This is a genomic window from Streptomyces sp. NL15-2K, assembly GCF_030551255.1.
Lineage (GTDB): Bacteria > Actinomycetota > Actinomycetes > Streptomycetales > Streptomycetaceae > Streptomyces.
This window is the reverse complement of sequence record NZ_CP130630.1, coordinates 8,270,623-8,290,686: the sequence shown is the minus strand read 5'-3', so window position 1 is coordinate 8,290,686 and position 20,064 is coordinate 8,270,623. Positions and strand designations below refer to the sequence as shown.

14 protein-coding genes are annotated in these 20,064 nt (G+C 71.0%); 6 read left to right on the top strand and 8 right to left on the bottom strand.

All coding sequences use genetic code 11. The features are described from left to right. Positions 1-48: 48 nt before the first annotated feature. Both pruA and Q4V64_RS37310 read right to left on the bottom strand, forming a co-directional pair. Complete coding sequence (gene pruA / locus Q4V64_RS37315; protein WP_124439003.1) at positions 49-1,680, bottom strand: L-glutamate gamma-semialdehyde dehydrogenase; 1,632 nt, start codon at positions 1,678-1,680, stop codon at positions 49-51. A 49-nt stretch (positions 1,681-1,729) separates the two neighbouring features. After that, on the bottom strand, positions 1,730-2,656 hold the full coding sequence (locus Q4V64_RS37310) for a proline dehydrogenase family protein (protein WP_124439004.1): 927 nt from the start codon (positions 2,654-2,656) through the stop codon (positions 1,730-1,732). A gap of 167 nt (positions 2,657-2,823) precedes the next feature. Between Q4V64_RS37310 and Q4V64_RS37305 the strand changes: the two genes are divergently transcribed. The 5 genes from Q4V64_RS37305 to Q4V64_RS37285 all read left to right on the top strand — a co-directional run bounded on the left by Q4V64_RS37305 (position 2,824) and on the right by Q4V64_RS37285 (position 9,064). Then, positions 2,824-4,050, top strand: a complete 1,227-nt coding sequence (locus Q4V64_RS37305) for a helix-turn-helix domain-containing protein (protein ID WP_124439005.1) — start codon at positions 2,824-2,826, stop codon at positions 4,048-4,050. A 113-nt stretch (positions 4,051-4,163) separates the two neighbouring features. Further along, a complete protein-coding gene (locus tag Q4V64_RS37300; RefSeq protein ID WP_124439006.1) occupies positions 4,164-5,660 on the top strand; it encodes an ABC transporter substrate-binding protein in 1,497 nt (498 codons plus the stop codon). Between the two features lie 20 nt (positions 5,661-5,680). Next, positions 5,681-7,423, top strand: coding sequence for an ABC transporter permease subunit (locus Q4V64_RS37295; protein WP_216377577.1), 1,743 nt, complete (start codon positions 5,681-5,683; stop codon positions 7,421-7,423). After that, positions 7,413-8,387: an ABC transporter ATP-binding protein gene (locus tag Q4V64_RS37290; protein WP_124439008.1), complete on the top strand. Its 975-nt coding sequence runs from the start codon at positions 7,413-7,415 to the stop codon at positions 8,385-8,387. The genes Q4V64_RS37295 and Q4V64_RS37290 overlap by 11 nt, the downstream gene beginning before the upstream one ends. Then, complete coding sequence (locus tag Q4V64_RS37285) at positions 8,384-9,064, top strand: dipeptide/oligopeptide/nickel ABC transporter ATP-binding protein (protein WP_124439009.1); 681 nt, start codon at positions 8,384-8,386, stop codon at positions 9,062-9,064. The genes Q4V64_RS37290 and Q4V64_RS37285 overlap by 4 nt, the downstream gene beginning before the upstream one ends. On the opposite strand, the gene Q4V64_RS37280 is transcribed toward Q4V64_RS37285, so the two are convergent. After that, positions 9,051-9,629, bottom strand: coding sequence for a TetR/AcrR family transcriptional regulator (locus tag Q4V64_RS37280; RefSeq protein WP_124439010.1), 579 nt, complete (start codon positions 9,627-9,629; stop codon positions 9,051-9,053). The genes Q4V64_RS37285 and Q4V64_RS37280 overlap by 14 nt on opposite strands. A gap of 96 nt (positions 9,630-9,725) precedes the next feature. On the opposite strand from Q4V64_RS37280, the gene Q4V64_RS37275 reads away from it, so the two are divergent. Continuing rightward, positions 9,726-11,267, top strand: a complete 1,542-nt coding sequence (locus Q4V64_RS37275) for an MFS transporter (RefSeq protein ID WP_124439011.1) — start codon at positions 9,726-9,728, stop codon at positions 11,265-11,267. A gap of 92 nt (positions 11,268-11,359) precedes the next feature. Here Q4V64_RS37275 and serA read toward each other — a convergent pair whose 3' ends face one another. The 5 genes from serA to Q4V64_RS37250 all read right to left on the bottom strand — a co-directional run bounded on the left by serA (position 11,360) and on the right by Q4V64_RS37250 (position 20,032). Beyond that, complete coding sequence (gene serA, locus Q4V64_RS37270; protein ID WP_124439012.1) at positions 11,360-12,949, bottom strand: phosphoglycerate dehydrogenase; 1,590 nt, start codon at positions 12,947-12,949, stop codon at positions 11,360-11,362. Positions 12,950-13,176: 227 nt separating this feature from the next. Beyond that, positions 13,177-14,178, bottom strand: coding sequence for a ketol-acid reductoisomerase (ilvC, locus tag Q4V64_RS37265; RefSeq protein WP_124439013.1), 1,002 nt, complete (start codon positions 14,176-14,178; stop codon positions 13,177-13,179). Between the two features lie 118 nt (positions 14,179-14,296). Then, on the bottom strand, positions 14,297-14,821 hold the full coding sequence (gene ilvN / locus Q4V64_RS37260) for an acetolactate synthase small subunit (protein ID WP_124439014.1): 525 nt from the start codon (positions 14,819-14,821) through the stop codon (positions 14,297-14,299). A gap of 29 nt (positions 14,822-14,850) precedes the next feature. Then, positions 14,851-16,707 carry an acetolactate synthase large subunit gene (locus Q4V64_RS37255; RefSeq protein WP_124439015.1) on the bottom strand — a complete coding sequence of 619 codons (1,857 nt, stop codon included), beginning with the start codon at positions 16,705-16,707 and terminating at the stop codon, positions 14,851-14,853. A gap of 250 nt (positions 16,708-16,957) precedes the next feature. Next, the gene (locus tag Q4V64_RS37250) at positions 16,958-20,032 is read right to left on the bottom strand and encodes an EAL domain-containing protein (RefSeq protein ID WP_124439016.1); all 3,075 of its coding nucleotides are present in this window, start codon (positions 20,030-20,032) and stop codon (positions 16,958-16,960) included. Positions 20,033-20,064 lie beyond the last annotated feature (32 nt).

Below are 20,064 nucleotides of genomic sequence, written 5' to 3'. Positions count from 1 at the left end.
GGCCAGGTCGACGACCTGGCCCGTCCTGCTGTCCTGGATCCGGGGATCTCAGCCCATGTGCGGGTACGTGTAGTCGGTCGGCGGGACCAGCGTCTCCTTGATGGAGCGGGTCAGCGTCCAGCGCATCAGGTTCTGCGGGGCGCCGGCCTTGTCGTTGGTGCCGGAGGCGCGGCCGCCGCCGAAGGGCTGCTGGCCGACGACGGCGCCGGTCGACTTGTCGTTGATGTAGAAGTTGCCGGCCGCGTAGCGGAGCTTGTGCATCGTGTGGGCCGCCGCCGAGCGGTCGCCGGCGATGACCGAGCCGGTGAGCGCGTAGTCGGTCACCGACTCCATCTGCGTCAGCATCTCCTCGTACTTGTCGTCCTCGTAGACGTGCACGGCGAGGATCGGGCCGAAGTACTCGGTGGTGAAGACCTCGTTGGCCGGGTCGTCGCACTCGACGACGGTCGGGCGGACGAAGTAGCCGACCGAGTCGTCGTAGCTGCCGCCCGCGACGACCGTGCAGGACGGGTCGGACTTCGCGCGGTCGATCGCCGCCTTGTTCTTGGCGAAGGCGCGCTCGTCGATGACGGAGCCGATGAAGTTCGACAGGTCGGTGACGTCGCCCATCGCGATGCCGTCGACCTCGGCCGCGAACTCCTCCTTGAAGCCGGAGTTCCAGATCGACGCCGGGATGTACGCCCGGGAGGTCGCCGAACACTTCTGGCCCTGGTACTCGAAGGCGCCCCGGGTCAGCGCGGTCTTCAGCACGGCGGGGTCGGCGCTCGGGTGGGCGACGACGAAGTCCTTGCCGCCGGTCTCGCCGACCATCCGCGGGTACGTGCGGTACTTCTCGATGTTGTTGCCGACCGTCTTCCACAGGTACTGGAAGGTCTTGGTCGAGCCGGTGAAGTGGATGCCGGCGAGGTCGCGGTGCTCCAGGGCGACCTTGGAGACCTCGATGCCGTCACCGGTCAGCAGGTTGATGACGCCCTTGGGCAGGCCGGCCTCCTCCAGCAGCTGCATCAGCAGCACCGCGGCGTGCGTCTGGGTCGGGCTCGGCTTCCACACCACCACGTTGCCCATGAGCGCGGGCGCGGTCGGCAGGTTGCCCGCGATCGCCGTGAAGTTGAACGGCGTGATCGCGTAGACGAAGCCCTCCAGCGGGCGGTGGTCGAGGCGGTTCCAGACGCCCGGGGAGTTGGCAGGGGGCTGCTCGGCGAGCAGGTCACGGGCGTACTTGACGTTGAAGCGCCAGAAGTCGATCAGCTCGCAGGGGGTGTCGATCTCGGCCTGCTGAGCCGTCTTCGACTGACCCAGCATGGTGGAGGCGGCGAGCGTCTCGCGCCACGGGCCGGCCAGCAGGTCGGCGGCCCGCAGGAAGATCGCGGCGCGGTCGTCGAAGGACATCGCACGCCAGGCCGCCGAGACGGCGAGAGCCGCGTTGATCGCGTCCTGGGCGTCCTGCTGGGTGGCGTTGCCGTACGTGCCGAGACGGGACTTGTGGTTGTGCGGCTGTACGACGTCGAAGCGCTCGCCGCCGCCCATCCGCTTCTGGCCGCCGATGGTGCAGGGCAGGTCGATCGGGTTCTCGGCCAGTTCCTTGAGCTTGGCCTCCAGCCGGACGCGCTCGGGCGAGCCGGGGGCGTAGCCGTGCACCGGCTCGTTGACGGGGGTGGGGACCTGGGTCACAGCGTCCATGGGTTCCGTAACTCCTTAACTGAGCGGTGTTCTCGAGCGGTGTGCGGGCTCAGCCCTTTGTGATCATGCTTCGTGCGAAGAACCGCAGGTTGGCGGGCTTCTCCGCGAGCCGCCTCATGAAGTAGCCGTACCAGTCGGTGCCGAAGGCGGTGTACACGCGCATGCGGTGGCCCTCGGCGGCCAGCCGCAGGTGCTCGTCGCTCCTGATGCCGTACAGCATCTGGAACTCGTACTCGTCGAGCTTGCGCCCGGCGCGGTGGGCGAGTTCCTGGGCGATGGAGATCAGGCGCGGGTCGTGGGACCCGATCATCGGGTACCCCTCGCCGTCCATCAGGGTCTTCAGGATCCGGACGTACGCCTTGTCGATCTCGTGTTTGTGCTGGTGGGCGACCTCGGCGGGCTCGTTGTACGCCCCTTTCACCAACCGTACGCGGCTGCCGTCCGCGGCGAGGCGGCGGGCGTCGGCCTCGGTGCGGAAGAGGTAGGCCTGGATGACGCAGCCGGTCTCCGGGAAGTCCTTCCGCAGCTCCTCGTGGATGGCGAACATCGAGTCGAGGGTGGTGTGGTCCTCCGCGTCGAGGGTCACGGTCGTACCGATGGCGGCGGCGGCCTCGACGACCGGGCGGACGTTCTTGAACGCCAGCTCGTGGCCGTCCTCCAGCGCCTGGCCGAACATCGACAGCTTGACGGACATCTCGGCCCTGGCGCCCAGCTGCAGCGGCTCGAGCCGGTCGATGAGCTCCAGGTAGGCGTCCCGGGCGGTGGCGGCCTGCGCGGGGGTGGTGATGTCCTCGCCGACGACGTCCATCGTCAGCTCCAGGCCACGGGACGTCAGGTCCTGGATGATCGGCACGACGTCGTCGACGCTCTCGCCGGGGATGAAGCGGTTGACGACCTGCTTGGTCACAGGTGCCGCCGAGACGAGGCGTCGTATCCGGTCGCTGCGCGACGCGGCGAGAATCACGGGACCCAGCACGGGGCACCTCCACATGGCGAAATGGGCCGTAACCCGGGCGGGTGGCGCTTCGGGTACGGCACGGAGAACCACCGTGAAACCTAAGGATCCCTCCGATCGTCGGCCATCGACAGCTGTCACGCATCCGTGCCGCAGATCTCAGACAGATGTATGAAGGACGCGCGAAAATGCGGGAGAATGCCCGGGTGACGTCCGATTACAAAGACCCCTACAAGGACCACAAGGGCGACTACCAGGAGCTGGTCGACGAGATCTCCGAGCTGCTCGACGCACCGGCGACGCTGGAGAACCGGGACTTCGAGCTGATCGCTTTCGGCGCGTACGACAGCGAGGGCGAGCTCGACGCCTCCGCGCTGGACCCGGTCCGGACCCGCTCGATCCTCACCCGCCGCTCGACGGCCGCGGTCCGGACGTGGTTCGAGGGCTTCGGCATCACACGGGCGACGGGCCCGGTCCGGATCCCGCCCACCCCGGAGGCGGGGGTGTACCGCGGACGGATCTGTCTGCCCGTACGCCATCGGGGCGTCGTCCTCGGTTACGTCTGGCTGCTCGACTACGACCCCGGCCCCTCCGAGCGGCAGCTGGCGGCGGCGATGGAGGTGACGTCCCGCATCGGCGCGCTGCTCGCGGACGAGGCGCAGCACGGGGCGGACCTGACCCGGGAACTGCGGGCGGTCCTCACCGCGGACCCCGGCTGGCAGCGCGACATGGCGGTCGCCGAACTCCGCACGGCCCTCGGCACCCGCGCCGACACCCTGCACACGGTGGTGTGCGTGGCCCCCTGGCCCTCGGGCGACCCGGACGACGCCCCTTCGGTCCGTACGGTGCCGGGGGCGACGGCGCTGTGCACGGTGCCGTGGGGGGCGACCGGGCACGCCCTGGCCCTGCTGATGCGGCTGCGTTCGGCGGATGTGCTGACTCCGGCCACATCGGCGGCTGGGCGCCTGATGGAGCGGTCGGGGCCGGGTGGGGGTGAGGGCCCGAAGGCCGCGGCCGGTATCGCGGCCGCCCGCAAGGGGCTCGGGGAGCTGGGCGCCGCCTGGCGGGAGGCGTCGGCGGCGGCCCGGGCGGCCCTGGCGGAGCCGCACCTCGGCCCGATCGCCGACTGGGCGTCCATCGGCCCGTACCGCCTGCTGACCTCCCTGCCCCCGGAGGCGACCCACGACCCCGCCGTCCGCACGCTCCTCTCCCCCACCCACCGCGAACTCGCCCGCACCGCCGAGGTCTACCTCGACTGCGCGGGCCAGGCGGGCCGCACGGCCGCCGAGCTGGGCATCCACCGCCAGACCCTCTATTACCGCCTCTCCCGCGTCGAGCAGCTCACGGGGCTGGATCTGGACGACGGGGAGGACCGGCTGCTTTTGCACATGGCGTTGAAGGGGGCGCGACTGTAGGCGCTCCAGCCCGCCCAGTTGTTGAAAGCTTAAACTGCAATTGTTGAAAACGATTGTCATCGTGCTACCGTCAGCGCACCCACCCTTGACCGCCCCTTTACCCGGAGGGTCCCGTGCGCCTCCCCGCCCGCCGCCTGCTCCCCGCCACCGCCCTCACGGCCGCCTCCGCCCTGCTCACCGGCTGCTTCTCCGGTGCGGAGTCGGCCACGGACTCCGAAGGAGGCGGCAAGCGCGTACGCGTCGCGATGATGCAGCCCCCGCGCTCCGGGCTGTCCCCCCTGTCCGACGACGCGTTCAAGCTGTCGCGCTGGTCGACGGCGGAGACCCTGGTGAAGCTGAACGCCGACGGCGACGCCCAGCCGTCGCTCGCCACCAAGTGGACGCAGTCCGGCAGAAGCTGGACCTTCGAGATACGCGACGGCGTCACCTTCCACGACGGCACGAAGCTCGACGCCGAGTCGGTCGTACGGTCCCTCGCCAAGGCCGCCACCGCCGCCCCCAAGCCCCGCATCCTCGACGGCGTCGAGCTGACGGTGAAGGCCCAGGACGCCGACACCGTCGTCGTCACCACCGGCACCGAGGACCCCCTCGTCCCGCAGCGGCTCAGCTCGCCCCAGCTGTCGATCCTCGCCGAGAAGGCCTACACGGGGAAGACGGTCAACCCCGTCGGCGCCGGCACCGGCCCCTTCGAGCTCACCAAGGTCAACGGCACCTCCTCCGCCGCCCTCGACCGCTACGACGCCTACTGGGGCGGCAAGGCGAAGGCCCCCGGCATCGATGTCCGGTTCGTGCCGGACGGCACCGCCCGTGCCGCCGCCCTCCGCAGCGGCGAGGCCGACATCGTCGAGGCGGTGCCGGTCTCGCAGGCCGCGCTGCTGGAGGAGGACCTGATCACCGAGGTCCCGATGCCGCGCACCAACACCCTGTACCTCAACACCGAGAAGGGCGCCTTCAAGGACGCCTCGCTGCGGGCGGCGGCCCGGGAGGCCATCGACGCCAAGTCGATCGTCGAGGGCGTGTACGAGGGGCGCGCCGATGTGGCGGAAGGGCTGCTCGGGCCGGCGCTCCCCTGGGCGGCCGAGCTGCGCACGCCCGTCAAGCGGGCCGCGGCGAAGAAGGCGAACGGCCAGAGCATCACCATCGGCACCTTCACCGACCGCGCCGAACTGCCCGAGGTCGCGGCCGCGCTGCAACAGCAGCTCCAGAAGGCCGGCTTCAAGGTGAAGCTGGACGTCCGGGAGTACGCCAACATCGAATCCGACGCGCTGGCGGGCGAGTTCGACGCGTTCATCCTGTCCCGGGCCACCGTCCTCGACTCCGGCGACCCGGCCGCGTACCTCTACAGCGACTTCGCCTCCGACGGCTCCTTCAACATCTCCCAGTTGGCGGACCCCAATGTGGACAAGGCCCTCCAGAAGGCCGGCGGGACCAAGACCGGTGACCCGCGCCGGGCAGCCGTCATCGCGGCCGAGGCCGCCGTCCTCGCCACCGACGCCGCCGTGCCGATGCTCCACGAGCGCGTGATCCAGGGCGACGCCGCCTCGGTCGCCGACGCCGCCCACGACCCGCGCGAGCGGGAGCTGGTCACCGCCGACACCTACGTCAAGTGAAGCTCCGTACAGAGGGATCGGTGAGCGCCGCCGGAGCGACCCGGGCGCTGTGCCTGGTCACGGTCCTCGCCGCCGTCGGCCTCCTGCCCTGGCTCTCCGGCAAGGACCCCGCTCTGACGGTCCTGCGGGCCCGCTCCGCCGAGCAGGAGCCCACGAAGGAGGCCCTGGACGCCGTAAGAAGGGATCTGGGGCTGGACGCCGGTCCCCTTTCCCTGCTGGGGAATTGGGCCTCGGACCTGCTGCGCGGGGACCTCGGCACGTCCTGGGTCTCCGGCACCGACGTCCTGCCGTCCGTCGTCTCCGGGCTCCAGGTGTCGCTGGGGCTGATGGGTGCCGCCTTCGGCGTGGCCCTGCTGCTGGCGTGCGCGCTGGTCGCGCCGGTGCTGGTGCGGGGGCGCGCGTCGGCCGGGGCGTGGGCCGCGATGCTGGCGGCCGTGCCCGAGTTCCTGCTGGCCACGGTCGCGTTGCTGGTGTGCGGGGTGTGGCTGGGGTGGCTGCCGACCTCCGGCTGGGCGGGGCCCGAGTACATGGTTCTGCCCGCGCTCGCCCTCGGTGTTCCGGCGGGCGGGCTGCTCGGACGGCTGGTCGCGGACGCGCTGCCGGCCGTGCTGGACGAACGATGGGTGGAGCTGTGGCGGGGGGCCGGAGTCAGCCGTAGGAGCGTCTCGGCGGCCGCCCTGAAGCGCGTACTGCCGCCGCTGGTCCCGCAGTTCGGGATGGTCGCCGTCGGACTGACCGGTGGCGCGGTCCCGGTGGAGACGGTGTTCGCCGTGCCCGGCATCGGCCGTACGGCCCTCGGCGCCGCCAAGTCGCAGGACCTGCCCCTCCTCCAGGGCTGCGTCCTCGCGCTGCTGCTGCTCGGCCTGGTCACGGGCGCCGTGGCGGCCCTCGTACGGCGTCGGCTCCTGGGGCCCGCCCTGCGCGACGCCGGGCTCTCGCTCCCGCCCGTCCGCCCGGTCCGTACCCGCCCGGCGATCCCCTTCACACTGCTCACCGTGCTGGCCGGGGCCATCGGCTGGGGCCTGGCGCGCGACCCGTACGCGGTGGAAACGACGGCCCGCCTGGCCGCACCCTCCTGGTCGCACCCGCTCGGCACGGACGGCCTCGGCCGCGACGTGCTCGCCCGGCTCGGGCACGGCGCCGCCCCGACGGTCGGCACGGCGGCGGCCGTCTGCGCGCTGAGCCTGCTCGTCGCCCTGGTCCTGGGCTTCCTGCCCGGCGTCGCGGCCGGAGCGGCGGACATCGCCAACGCGCTGCCCCCGGTGATCGTCGGCATCCTGGTCGCGGCCACCGCCGGGCCCGGCACCGGCGGTGCGGCCCTCGCGGTCGCCCTGATCTCCTGGCCGCCCCTGGCCGCGCACGCGGCGGCGCTGGTGCAGGAGGTCCGGGCGTCCTCCTTCCTCACGGCCCAACGGGCCATCGGCGCACCACCGCTGTGGATCCTGACCAGGCATGTGCTCCCGTCGGTGGCGGCGCCCGTCGCCCGGCACGCCCTCCTGCGTCTGCCCGGCATCGCCCTCGCCCTGGCCTCCCTGGGCTTCCTCGGCCTGGGCGCCCAGCCGCCCGCCCCCGAGTGGGGCCTGCTGCTCGACGAGTCCCGCGCCTACGTGGAACGCGCCCCCTGGGCGGCCCTCGCCCCGGCGGTGGCACTGGCCCTGCTGGCCGGGCTGGCGGTGTCGGGAGCCGCGTACGCGCAGGGCCGGAAGGTCACGCGGGTCAGGAAGGCCGCTCAGGTCGGGAAGGAGTCCCCCGTTGGAGTCTGAGGTGCTGCTCTCGGTCCGCGATCTCCGCATCGCCTTCGACGGCGTCGAGGCCGTGCGCGGACTGTCCTTCGACGTCCGCCCGCGCGAAGTCCTCGCGATCGTCGGCGAGTCGGGCGCGGGCAAGTCCCTCACCGCCCGCGCACTGCTGGGCATGCTGCCGCGGGGCGCGACGACGACCGGGGACATCCGCCTCCTCGGTGATCCGGACCTGGCCGCCCAGCGCGGCCGCCGGATCGCCCTGGTCCCCCAGGACGCCCTGTCCGCCCTCTCCCCCGTCCACCCCGTCGGCGACCAGCTCGCCGCCGCCGTACGCTCGGTGGCCGGCGTGTCCCGCAAGGAGGCGCGGGCCCGGGCGGTGGCGGCGCTCGACCGCGTCGGCATCCCGGACGCCGTACGCAAGGCGCGGGCGTATCCGCACGAGTTCTCCGGCGGAATGCGGCAGCGGGCGGTCATCGCGATGGCGACGATCAACGAACCCGACGTCCTGGTCGCCGACGAGCCGACCACCGCCCTCGACGAGGAGCGCCGCGACCAGGTCCTGCGCGTCCTCGGCGAGCAGCGGGAGGCGGTCGGCGCCGCGCTCGTCCTGGTCACGCACGACCTGGACGTCGTACGGCGGCACGCGGACCGCGCACTCGTCATGTACGCCGGACGCCTGACCGAACTGGGGCCGGCGGAGGCGGTGTTGGCCCGCCCCCTGGCCCCCTACACGGCGGGCCTGCTGGCCTCGCTCCCGGAGCACGCGCGCGGCCGCCGCCTGCCCACCCTTCCGGGCACCCCGCCGGCCCCGGGCTCGCTCCCGGCGGGCTGCGCGTTCGCCCCGCGCTGCCCGCTCGCGGCGGACGCCTGCCACGAGGCCGAACCGGAGCCGCGGCAGGCGGACGAGCGGCTGGTGGCCTGCCATCGCTGGGAGGAAGTCCCGGATCCAGCCGTCGAGTTGTTCCAGGTGAGGCAGCCCGCATGAGTCACGCACTGCTCGACGTCCGCGACCTGGTCGTCCGCTACGGCCCGGTCACGGCGGTGGATCATGTCTCCTTCTCCCTGGAGCCCGGCGAGACCCTCGCCCTCAACGGCCCCTCCGGCTGCGGCAAGTCCTCCACCGCGTTCGCGGTCCTGCAACTGCGCCGCCCGGACGCGGGCGAAGTCCGCTTCGAGGGCAGGGAATTGACGGCCCTGACCGACCGCGAGCTCCGTCCTCTCCGCCCGCGCATGCAGCCCGTCTTCCAGGACCCCTACGGCTCCCTCAGTCCCCGGCACCGCATCCGCGACGCGGTGGCGGAACCGCTGAAGGTCCAGGGCCGCTGGAGCGCGGAAGAGGGCCCCGCCCGCGTGGCCGAACTCCTCGACCGCGTCGGCCTCGACCCGTCGTACGGCGACCGTCACCCGCACGAGCTCTCCGGCGGCCAGTGCCAACGCGCCGGAATCGCCCGTGCGTTGGCCTCCGACCCGCGCCTGCTGGTCCTCGACGAACCGGTGTCGGCCCTGGATCCGTCGGTGCGGGCCGGCGTGCTGAACCTGCTCGCCGACCTCCAGGACGAGCTGGGCCTCGGCTACCTGTTCATCTGCCACGACCGGGCGGTGGTACGGCACTTCGCGGACCGGGTGCTTCAGATGCGGGACGGGCGAGTCAGCTCTCCTTGACGCCCTCGATCACCTTCCGCAGCCCTTCCGCCAGCTGTTCGGCCTCGGGGGCGCTCTTCGGGTCGAAGGTCCACTGCGCCATCAGGCCCATCATCAGGGTCAGGTAGAAATAGCCGAGGGTGTCCACGGCCTCCTCCGGGACGTCTTCCTCACGCCCCCCGTGGAAGACCGTGACGATGCCGCGCGCCCCCTCCCGCTGGGCGCGCGCCAGATGCTCCCGCACCTCGGGCAGCTGGTCGCCCATGACCACGATCTCCATGCTGAGCCGCCACAGCGAACCTGGCTCTCGCATGGTGCCGATGATGTTCGACCACACCTCGGCGAACCGCTCGATCGAGCCGGGCTCCCCCCGGATCCCGTCGCTTCCGTCGAAGGCGTCGGAGATCCCCTCCACCATCTCGACGTACGCCTGCGCCAGCAACGCGTCCTTCGAGCCGTAGTGGTAGCCGATCGAGGCCAGGTTGGTCCCCGACTCCTTGACGATGTCGCGCGCGGTCGTGCGCGCGAACCCCTTCGCCAGCAGGCAGCGCTTGGCGCCTTCGAGCAGATCCTCACGGTGTCCCATGCGAGCCACCCTACTCCGATCCATACAACCGTCCTATACAGCTGACTTATACGACCGTCCTAGATAAGCGTTTAAGACGCCCGTACAGTCACCGCCATGACGAACTCGACGAGCCCTTCCACGGGCACCCGAGCCGGCCGCCGCGAATGGACCGCTCTCGGCGTGCTGATGCTTCCGCTGCTGCTGGTCTCGATGGACGTCTCCGTCCTCTACTTCGCCATCCCGGCGATCAGCGCGGACCTGGAGCCGAGCGGCACCCAGCAGCTGTGGATCTTCGACATCTACGGATTCGTGCTGGCCGGCCTGCTGATGACGATGGGATCGCTCGGCGACCGCATCGGCCGCCGCAGGCTGCTGCTGTTCGGTGCGGCCGCCTTCGGCGCGGCCTCCCTGCTCGCGGCGTACGCGAACAGCGCCGAGACCCTGATCGCGGCCCGCGCGATCCTCGGCATCGGCGGCGCGACCCTGATGCCGTCGACCATGGCGCTGATCCGCACCATGTTCACGGACCCCGAGCAGCGCGCGAAGGCGGTCGGCCTGTGGTCCGGCGTGATGACGGCCGGTATCGCGCTCGGCTCGGTGATGAGCGGCGTGCTCGTCGAGCACTTCTGGTGGGGCTCGGTCTTCCTGGTCAATCTGCCCGCGATGGTGCTGCTCCTGGCCGTAGGGCCGGCGCTGCTGCCCGAGGCCAGGAACCCCGAGCCCGGCCGCTTCGACCTGCTGAGCGTGCCTTTGTCGATGGCGGCGGTGCTGCCGGTGATCTACGGCCTGAAGGAGATCCCGTCCGAGGGCTGGAACGTGCGGTACGTGCTGTCGGTGACCGTGGGCCTGCTCTTCGCCGCGCTTTTCGTCCACCGCCAGCGCACGACCGCCTCCCCGCTGGTCTCGCCGGCGCTGTTCCGGGGCCACGGCTTCGCCCCGGCGCTCGGCCTCTATCTCGTCGCCGCCTTCGGGATGATCGGGTCGGCCTTCTTCACGACGCAGTACATCCAGTCGGTCCTCGACAAGAGCGCCCTGGAGGCCGCGCTGTGGAGCCTGCTGCCGTCGGTACCCATCGGCTTCGCGGGAGTGGTCGGATCCCAGCTCGTGCGGCGGGGCGTGCACCGGGCGCATGTCGTCGCCGGTGGCTTCCTGACCACGGCGGGCGGTTACGGGCTGCTGGTCCTCACGGACACGGACTCACTGTGGCTGCTGCTGGGCGCGTGCGCCGCCCTGGCCTGTGGGGCCGTCGTCGTGATGTCCCAGCTGGCCGACCTGGCCCTGGGCACGGCCCCGGTGGAGAAGGCGGGCTCGGCCTCGTCCCTGCTGGAGACCGCCGCCGAGTTCGGCGGCGCGCTGAGCATGGCGGTGCTCGGCGCCATCGGTACGGCGATCTACCGCCACGAGATGCCGCCGTCGGCCCCGACCGCGGCCGACGAGACGCTCGGGGGCGCGCTGGCCGTGGCCCGGCAGCTCCCGGACCGAGCGGGCGACGCCCTGGCGACAGCGGCCCGCGAGGCCTTCACCAGCGGCATGCACGCGGCGGCGATCGCGGGGGCGGCGCTGCTGGTGGGGGCGGCGGTGACGGCGGCGGTGAAGCTGCGGCGAGTGGAAGTGCGCGAGGAGAGGACTCCGGACGCGGAGAAGGTACCGGCATGACAAAAGCCGGGTGGGGCTGAGTCCCACCCGGCTTTTGCCGTGAAGCGAATTGCTGTGAAGCGAATTGCTGTGAAGCGTTTTGCTGTGAAGCGTCAGGCCAGGTTCACCGCGCGAGCGGACGTCGCCCCGATCTCCTCGGCGACCTCGGTGAGCACCCCGGCGGGCACCGTGTCGTCGACGGTCAGGACGGCCAGCGCCTCGCCCCCGGCGATCGCCCGCGACACCTGCATACCGGCGATGTTGATGCCGGCCTCGCCGAGGATACGGCCCACGGTGCCGACGACACCGGGACGGTCCTCGTACCGCAGGACGACCATGTGGTCGGCGAGCGCGAGATCGACGTCGTACTCGCCGACCGCGACGATCTTCTGGAGGTGCTTCGGGCCGGCCAGCGTGCCGGAGACCGACACCTCCTCGCCGCTGCTGAGCGTGCCACGCACGGTGACGACGTTGCGGTGTTCGGCGGACTCCGAGCTGGTGGTCAGCCGCACCTCGACGCCGCGCTCCTGCGCGAACAGCGGGGCGTTGACGTACGACACCGTCTCGTCGACGACGTCCTCGAAGACACCCTTGAGGGCGCTGAGCTCCAGCACCTTCACATCGTGCTGGGTGATCTCGCCGTAGACCTCGACGTCGAGGCGGACGGCGACCTCACCGGCGAGCGCGGTGAAGATCCGGCCGAGGCGCTCGGCGAGCGGCAGACCCGGCTTGACGTCCTCGGCGATGACACCGCCCTGGACGTTCACCGCGTCCGGGACCAGCTCACCGGCGAGCGCCAGGCGCACCGACTTGGCGACGGCGATACCGGCCTTCTCCTGGGCCTCGTCGGTCGAGGCACCGAGGTGCGGGGTGCTGACCACCTGGTCGAACTCGAACAGCGGCGAGTCCGTGCACGGCTCCTTCGCGTACACGTCGAGGCCGGCGCCGGCGACCCGGCCCTCCTTCAGCGCCGAGTACAGCGCCTCCTCGTCGACGATCCCACCGCGCGCGGCGTTGACGATCCGCACGCTCGGCTTGACCTTGCGCAGCGCCTCGTCGCCGATCAGACCGAGGGTCTCGGGGGTCTTGGGCAGGTGGACGGTGATGAAGTCGGAGACCTCCAGCAGCTCGTCCAGCGACAGCACCTTCACGCCCATCTGCGCGGCCCGGGCGGGCTGCACGTACGGGTCGTAGGCGACGACCTTCATGCCGAAGGCGGACATGCGCTGTGCGACGAGGGCGCCGATCCGCCCCAGACCCACGACGCCGAGGGTCTTCTCGGCGAGCTCGACGCCCGTGTACTTGCTCCGCTTCCACTCGCCGTTCTTCAGCGCGGCGTTGGCCTGCGGGATGTTGCGTGCGGTGGCGAGGAGGAGACCGCAGGCCAGCTCGGCGGCGGTCACGATGTTCGAGGTCGGCGCGTTGACGACCATGACGCCGGCCTTGGTGGCGGCGGAGACGTCGACGTTGTCCAGGCCGACGCCGGCTCGTGCGACGACCTTCAGCTTGCGGGCGGCGGCGATGGCCTCGGCGTCGACCTTGGTGGCCGAACGGATCAGGATCGCGTCGACCTCGGCGATGGCGGGGAGCAGTTCGGCCCGGTCGGCTCCGTTGCAGTGCCGGATCTCGAAGTCCGGCCCCAGGGCGTCGACGGTTGCGGGCGACAGCTCTTCAGCGATGAGTACGACTGGTTTCGAGCTCACGTGAGTCCTCACATGTCCAATGCGGACGGCCGTCCCGACGGCCGCATGCGGTGGAGGGGTGCTTTCCGCGTGGAAGACGCACGACGCTGTGGGCCTGACGCGTATCTAATACGGCAGTGTAGTGGCGTGGCAGGTGTCATCTCGCGCCTGTGCGGAAGGATCACCCGGACGAGAGAAGGTCCGGCCGCGGCACCGGGATCATCAGGCGCCGCAGCCGGACCTCGACCTCACGCTTCTTCGTCGTTGACCCAGCTCATGAGCTTGCGCAGCTCCTTGCCGGTGGTCTCCAGCAGGTGCTCGGAGTCCTGGGTCTTGTACTCGTTGTACTTCTTCAGACCGCCGTGGTACTCGTCCATCCAGGCCTGGGCGAAGGTGCCGTCCTGGATCTCGGCGAGGACCTTCTTCATCTCGGCCTTGGTGGCGTCCGTGATGATGCGCGGGCCGGTGACGTAGTCGCCCCACTCGGCGGTCTCGGAGATCGACCAGCGCATCTTCTCCAGGCCGCCCTCGTACATGAGGTCCACGATCAGCTTCAGCTCGTGCAGGCACTCGAAGTACGCGATCTCCGGCTGGTAGCCGGCCTCGGTCAGCGTCTCGAAGCCCGCCTTGACCAGCGCGGCCGTACCACCGCAGAGGACGGCCTGCTCACCGAACAGGTCGGTCTCGGTCTCCTCGGTGAAGGTCGTCTTGATGACGCCCGCGCGGGTGCCACCGATGCCCTTGGCGTACGACAGGGCCAGCGCGAAGGCGTTGCCGGTCGCGTCCTGCTCGACGGCCGCGATACACGGAACGCCGCGGCCCTCCTCGTACTGGCGGCGGACCAGGTGGCCCGGGCCCTTCGGGGCGACCATGCAGACGTCGACGCCGGCCGGGGGCTTGATGAAGCCGAAGCGGATGTTCAGGCCGTGGCCGAAGAACAGCGCGTCGCCGTCCTTCAGGTTGGGGGCGATGTGCTCCTCGTAGACCTGGGCCTGGATCGGGTCCGGGACGAGGATCATGATGACGTCGGCCTCGGCGGCGGCCTCCGCCGGCGTCACCACGCGCAGGCCCTGCTCCTCGGCCTTCGCCTTGGACTTCGAGCCCTCGTGCAGACCGACGCGCACGTCGACACCCGAGTCACGGAGCGACAGCGCGTGGGCGTGGCCCTGGCTGCCGTAACCGATGACCGCGACCTTGCGGCCCTGGATGATGGACAGGTCGGCGTCGGCGTCGTAGAACAGCTCGGCCACTTTGGGTTCTCTCCTTGTGTGCAGGTGTTGCGTCCCACCGTATGACGGCGGGCGGAAGGGAAGTCTCGGGGTCTCGTAATTCGGGCGGCCGGCCGCTGCCGACCGCCCGAACGGAGTCCTACGCCGACCGGTCCAGCGCGCGCAGCGACCGGTCCGTGATCGAACGCGCTCCGCGCCCGATCGCGATCGTGCCGGACTGGACCAGCTCCTTGATGCCGTACGGCTCCAGCATCTTGAGCATGGCCGACAGCTTGTCGCTGCTGCCGGTGGCCTCGATGGTGACGGCCTCCGGGGAGACGTCGACGGTCTTGGCGCGGAACAGCTGGACGATCTCGACGATCTGGGAGCGCGTCTCGTTGTCGGCGCGCACCTTCACCAGAACGAGTTCGCGCTGAACGGCCGAACCGGGTTCCAGCTCGACGATCTTCAGCACGTTGACGAGCTTGTTGAGCTGCTTGGTCACCTGCTCCAGCGGCAGGTCCTCCACTCCCACCACGATGGTGATGCGGGAGATGTCGGGGTGCTCGGTCACGCCGACGGCGAGCGAGTCGATGTTGAAGCCGCGGCGGGAGAACAGGGCGGCGATCCGGGCGAGGATGCCGGGCGTGTTCTCCACCAGGACGGAGAGCGTGTGCTTGGACATGTCTGGTCTTCCTCTTCGCTCTTCCTGGCTCAGTCGTCTTCGTTGTCGCCGAAGTCGGGGCGGACGTCCCGGGCGGCCATGATCTCGTCGTTGGAGGTGCCGGCGGCGACCATCGGCCAGACCATCGCGTCCTCGTGGACGATGAAGTCGACGACGACCGGGCGGTCGTTGATCGAGTTCGCCTCTTCGATGACCTTGTCGAGGTCGGCCGGGTCCTCGCAGCGGATCGCGTAGCAGCCCATGGCCTCCGACAGCTTCACGAAGTCGGGGACGCGGGTGCCGGCGCTCGGCTGCTTGCCGTCGGCCTCGGGGCCGGAGTGCAGCACCGTGTTGGAGTACCGCTGGTTGTAGAAGAGGGTCTGCCACTGGCGGACCATCCCGAGGGCGCCGTTGTTGATGATGGCGACCTTGATCGGGATGTTGTTCAGGGCGCAGGTGGTGAGTTCCTGGTTGGTCATCTGGAAGCAGCCGTCGCCGTCGATCGCCCAGACCGTCTGCGCGGGCGCGCCCGCCTTGGCGCCCATCGCGGCCGGGACCGCGTAGCCCATGGTTCCGGCGCCGCCCGAGTTCAGCCAGGTCGCGGGCTTGTCGTACTGGATGTAGTGCGCGGCCCACATCTGGTGCTGGCCCACGCCCGCGGCGAAGATCGTGCCGGCCGGGGCGAGCTGACCGATGCGCTCGATGACCTGCTGCGGGGACAGCGAGCCGTTGTCGGGCTGGTCGTAGCCCAGCGGGTACGTCTCGCGCCAGCGGTTGAGGTCCTTCCACCAGGCGCTGTAGTCGCCCTGGTGACCCTCGCTGTGCTCCTTCTGGACGGCTTGGACCAGGTCCGCGATGACCTCGCGGGCGTCACCCACGATCGGCACGTCGGCGGCGCGGTTCTTGCCGATCTCGGCCGGGTCGATGTCGGCGTGGACGATCTTGGCGTACGGGGCGAAGCTGTCCAGCTTGCCGGTGACGCGGTCGTCGAAGCGGGCTCCGAGGGCGACGATCAGGTCGGCCTTCTGCAGCGCGGTGACGGCGGTGACCGCACCGTGCATGCCCGGCATTCCCACGTGCAGCGGGTGGCTGTCGGGGAATGCGCCGAGCGCCATCAGGGTGGTGGTGACGGGCGCTCCGGTGAGTTCCGCGAGGACCTTCAGCTCGGCGGTGGCGTTGGCCTTCAGGACGCCGCCGCCGACGTACAGGACGGGCCGCTTGGCGGCGGTGATCAGCTTGGCGGCCTCGCGGATCTGCTTGGCGTGCGGCTTGGTCACCGGGCGGTAGCCGGGCAGGTCCATGACCGGCGGCCAGGAGAAGGTCGTCTTCGCCTGGAGGGCGTCCTTGGCGATGTCGACCAGGACCGGGCCGGGGCGGCCGGTGGAGGCGATGTGGAACGCCTGCGCGATCACCCGCGGGATGTCCTCGGCCTTGGTGACCAGGAAGTTGTGCTTGGTGATCGGCATGGTGATGCCGACGATGTCCGCCTCCTGGAAGGCGTCCGTACCGATCGACGCGGAGGCGACCTGGCCGGTGATCGCGACCAGCGGCACGGAGTCCATGTGGGCGTTGGCGATCGGCGTGACGAGGTTGGTCGCCCCGGGGCCGGACGTCGCCATGCAGACACCGACCTTGCCGGTGGCCAGGGCGTAGCCCTCGGCCGCGTGGCCCGCGCCCTGCTCGTGCCGGACCAGGACGTGGCGCACCTTGGTGGAGTCCATCAGCGGGTCGTACGCCGGGAGGATCGCGCCACCGGGAATGCCGAATACCGTCTCGGCGCCGACCTCCTCGAGAGAGCGGATGAGGGACTGCGCACCCGTGACGTGCTCGGGGGCGGACTGCTGTCCTCCGGATCGGGGCCGCGGCTGCGGGTGATGGGCCCCGGTGGCCTGCTCGGTCATCGGCATTCTCTTCTCGATGCTGTGGGTTCTGCAGAGAGGGTTTCGCGAAGTTTGTGCGGTGTACGACTGTTGTACGGCTGGTGCCTGTGCAACAAAAAACCCCTCGTGCCGTAAGGCAAGCGAGGGGAGCGCGCCGGGTGGGGTCGCTGGGAGTTCCGGGTCCGTCCGGACGTCACCAGCGTCAGCCGACGCGCTTTCCAAGTACGAGAATTCGGGTGCGCATGGCACAGACCCTCCCCCCGGCACGCACCACGTGTCAAGTGGGTGGGACGGGAGTCTCATTATGTGAGCGCAGCGTACTTCCACCTCCCAGTACGGCGGTCACCCCACTGGAGTACACCCCCGCGCCCTCGACGCCGACGCGCCCCTTCGGCTCTCTCAGCCCGCCCGCGAACGCGGGCTCGGCCGGTCCGTGCGGCACCGGATAGTGGCCGGAATTCAGCGCCCGACGCAGCCGGTACTCGTCCAGCGGCGCGGAGAACGCCATGCCCTGCCCGTGCGTGCAGCCCATCGCGCGCAGCGCCACGACCTGCTCCGGCAGGTCCACTCCGTCGGCCACGGACTGCAGCCCGAGGTCGGCGGCGATGCGCAGCAGCCCACTGGTGATCTTGTGCAGCCGCGCGGACTCGACGACGCCCTCGACCAGACCACGGTCGAGCTTCAGGACGTCGACGGGGAGCCTGCGCAGGGCCGTGATCGCCGCGTATCCGCTGCCGAAGCCGTCGAGCGCGATCCGGACGCCGACTCTGCGCAGCGCGCTCAGCCGGCGCTCCAGCTCGTCCAGAGATACCCGTGGGTCGGTGTCGGACAGCTCGATCACCAGCGCCCCGGACGGCAGCCCGTGCCGGGTCAGCAGGGCCTCGATGGAGCCGAGCGGCATCGAGCGGTCCAGCAGCCGACGGGCGCTCATCCGGACGGCCACGGGTACGGACAGCCCGGTAGCCGCGCGCTCGGCGGCCTGTTCCACGGCCTCCTCCAGGATCCAGCGGCCCAGCTCGGCGGTCTTGTCACTGTCCTCGGCCACACGCAGGAACTCCGCGGGCGTGAACAGCACCCCTTGTGAGGACCGCCAGCGCGCCTGGGCGGTGACCGACGCGATCCGGCCGTCCTCCAGGCACACCACCGGCTGGTGCAGCAGGGTGAACTCGCCGTCGTGCAGCGCGGCACGCAGGCGCGTGGCCAGCTCCGCCTTCCGTACGACGTCCTGCTGCATCTGGGGTGCGTACAACTCGACGCGTCCCTTGCCGCCCGCCTTGGCGCGGTACATGGCGAGGTCGGCGTTGCGCAGGATCTCGCCCGCGCCCAGGCCGGGCTCGGCGAAGGCGACGCCGATGGAGGCGTTGACGCGGACATCGTTGCCGTCGATGAGGTACGGCTGCGAGAGCGTGGTCCTGAGGCGGTCGGCGAGCTCCAGGATGTGACGTTCGCGGGCGGTGCGGTCGCGGGTGCCGTCTCCGACGATCAGGGCTGCGAACTCGTCGCCGCCCAGCCGGGAGGCGGTGTCCCCGTGCCGGACCGAGTCCTGGAGTCTGCGGGCGGCCTGGACGAGGAGCTCGTCCCCGGCCTGGTGGCCGATCGTGTCGTTGACGGCCTTGAAACCGTCGAGGTCGATGAAGAGGACGGCCGTACCCCGGTCGGAGGAGCGGCGGCCGGACAGGGCCTGCTGGACGCGCTTGGTGAACAGGGCGCGGTTGGGCAGGTCGGTCAGCGGGTCATGCTCGGCGTTGTGCTGGAGCTGCGCCTGCAGGCGCACTCTTTCGGTCACGTCCCGGCTGTTGAAGATGAGGCCGCCGTGGTGACGGTTGACGGTGGACTCCACGTTCAGCCAGCCGCCGTCGCCGGACCGGAAACGGCACTCGATGCGCGTGGTGGGTTCGTCGAGCGGGCTGGCGGCGAGGAAACGGCGCACCTCGTGCACCACGCAGCCCAGGTCCTCCGGGTGGATCAGACCGGCCAGTTCCGTGCCCACGAGTTCCTCCGCGGGGCGTCCGTACACCCCGGCGGCGGCCGGGGAGACGTAACGGAGGATGCCGTTGGGCGCGGCGATCATGATGACGTCGCTGGAGCCCTGTACCAGGGAGCGGAAGTGGTTCTCCTTCTGCGCCAGTTCCTGGGTGAGGGTGATGTTGTCGAGCAGCATGATGCCCTGGCGCACCACGAGGGCGAGCACGACCGTGCCGCCGGTGAGGAGCACCACGCGGTCGACGCTGCGGCCGCTGAGGACGTTGTAGAGGATCCCCAGGGTGCACACGGCGGCGGCGAGATAGGGCGTGAGGGCGGCGAGGGAGCCGGCGATGGGCCGGGCGGCCGGATACCGGCTGTGATCACCTCCCTGCGCGGGCTGCGCCGGGTGCGCGGACGGCGCGTGCGCGGACGGGTGGTGGTGGGAGCCGGTGCGCTGTCCGGGCAGGTGTTCGTGCACCACGCGCGTGTGCCCCTCGGTGCCGCGCCGGTCCCTGGGATGCCGGTCGGCCTGCGCCTGCCCGGGCCGCGGGGCGGCCCAGGGGGCGTACGCGAGCAGCAGGGAGCCGGCGAACCAGCCCGCGTCGAGCAGCTGGCCGGAGCGGTAGGTGTGGTGCAGCAGCGGCAAGGTGAACAGGGCGTCGCACATCACGGTCAGGGCGAGCGCGCCGATCGCGGTGTTCACCGCCGTACGGTTGACCGCCGAGCGCCTGAAGTGCAGGGCGAGCACCATGCTGACCAGGGCGATGTCGAGCAGCGGGTAGGCGAGCGACAGCGCGGTGTGCGACACGCTCGATCCCTCGGACTTCGCCGCCTGGGCGAGGGCGAGGCTCCAGGACAGCGTGAGCAGCGAGCCGCCGATCAGCCAGGCGTCCAGGCCGAGGCAGACCCAGCCCGCCTTCGTCACCGGGCGCTTGGCCAGCACCAGCAGTCCCACGATGGCGGGCGGCGCGAAGCACAGGAAGAACAGGTCGGCGTAGCCGGGGCTGGGGACGGGGCGTCCGAGGACGACCTCGTACCACCCCCAGACCACGTTGCCGAGGGACGCCATCGCCGAGGAGAGGCCGAACAGCAGCCAGGCGGGTCGAAAGCGGACGCGGCGGTCGCGCGCGTAGAGGAAGCAGGACACGGCGGCGGCGCCGGCCGCGGCGCTCAGCCCGAAGTCGCCCATGATCAGCGCGACTTGCTGCGAGCCCCAGCCGAGCGCGGAACCGACGGCGTATCCCGCGCACACCAGGGCCAGAACGAGTTGGGGGACCAGGCTCGACCCGCCGCCGGAGGCCGGCGGGCGGATCGGCGGCGCCCCCGGCGAAGGCTGTGCCCGCAGCGCTCCGTCGAGGGTGGTCGTGGAAGAAGGGGGCGAACTCACCGGTCCCTCCCGGTCCGCGCCGCCCCCGGGGC

What these genes read in the sequence shown, in the direction of transcription:
- pruA (WP_124439003.1), bottom strand. Translation starts at nt 1,680, where the DNA reads ATGGACGCTGTGACCCAGGTCCCCACCCCCGTCAACGAGCCGGTGCAC.
- Q4V64_RS37305 (WP_124439005.1), top strand. Translation starts at nt 2,824, where the DNA reads ATGCGGGAGAATGCCCGGGTGACGTCCGATTACAAAGACCCCTACAAG.
- Q4V64_RS37285 (WP_124439009.1), top strand. Translation starts at nt 8,384, where the DNA reads ATGAGTCACGCACTGCTCGACGTCCGCGACCTGGTCGTCCGCTACGGC.
- Q4V64_RS37280 (WP_124439010.1), bottom strand. Translation starts at nt 9,629, where the DNA reads ATGGGACACCGTGAGGATCTGCTCGAAGGCGCCAAGCGCTGCCTGCTG.
- Q4V64_RS37275 (WP_124439011.1), top strand. Translation starts at nt 9,726, where the DNA reads ATGACGAACTCGACGAGCCCTTCCACGGGCACCCGAGCCGGCCGCCGC.
- ilvN (WP_124439014.1), bottom strand. Translation starts at nt 14,821, where the DNA reads ATGTCCAAGCACACGCTCTCCGTCCTGGTGGAGAACACGCCCGGCATC.
- Q4V64_RS37255 (WP_124439015.1), bottom strand. Translation starts at nt 16,707, where the DNA reads ATGCCGATGACCGAGCAGGCCACCGGGGCCCATCACCCGCAGCCGCGG.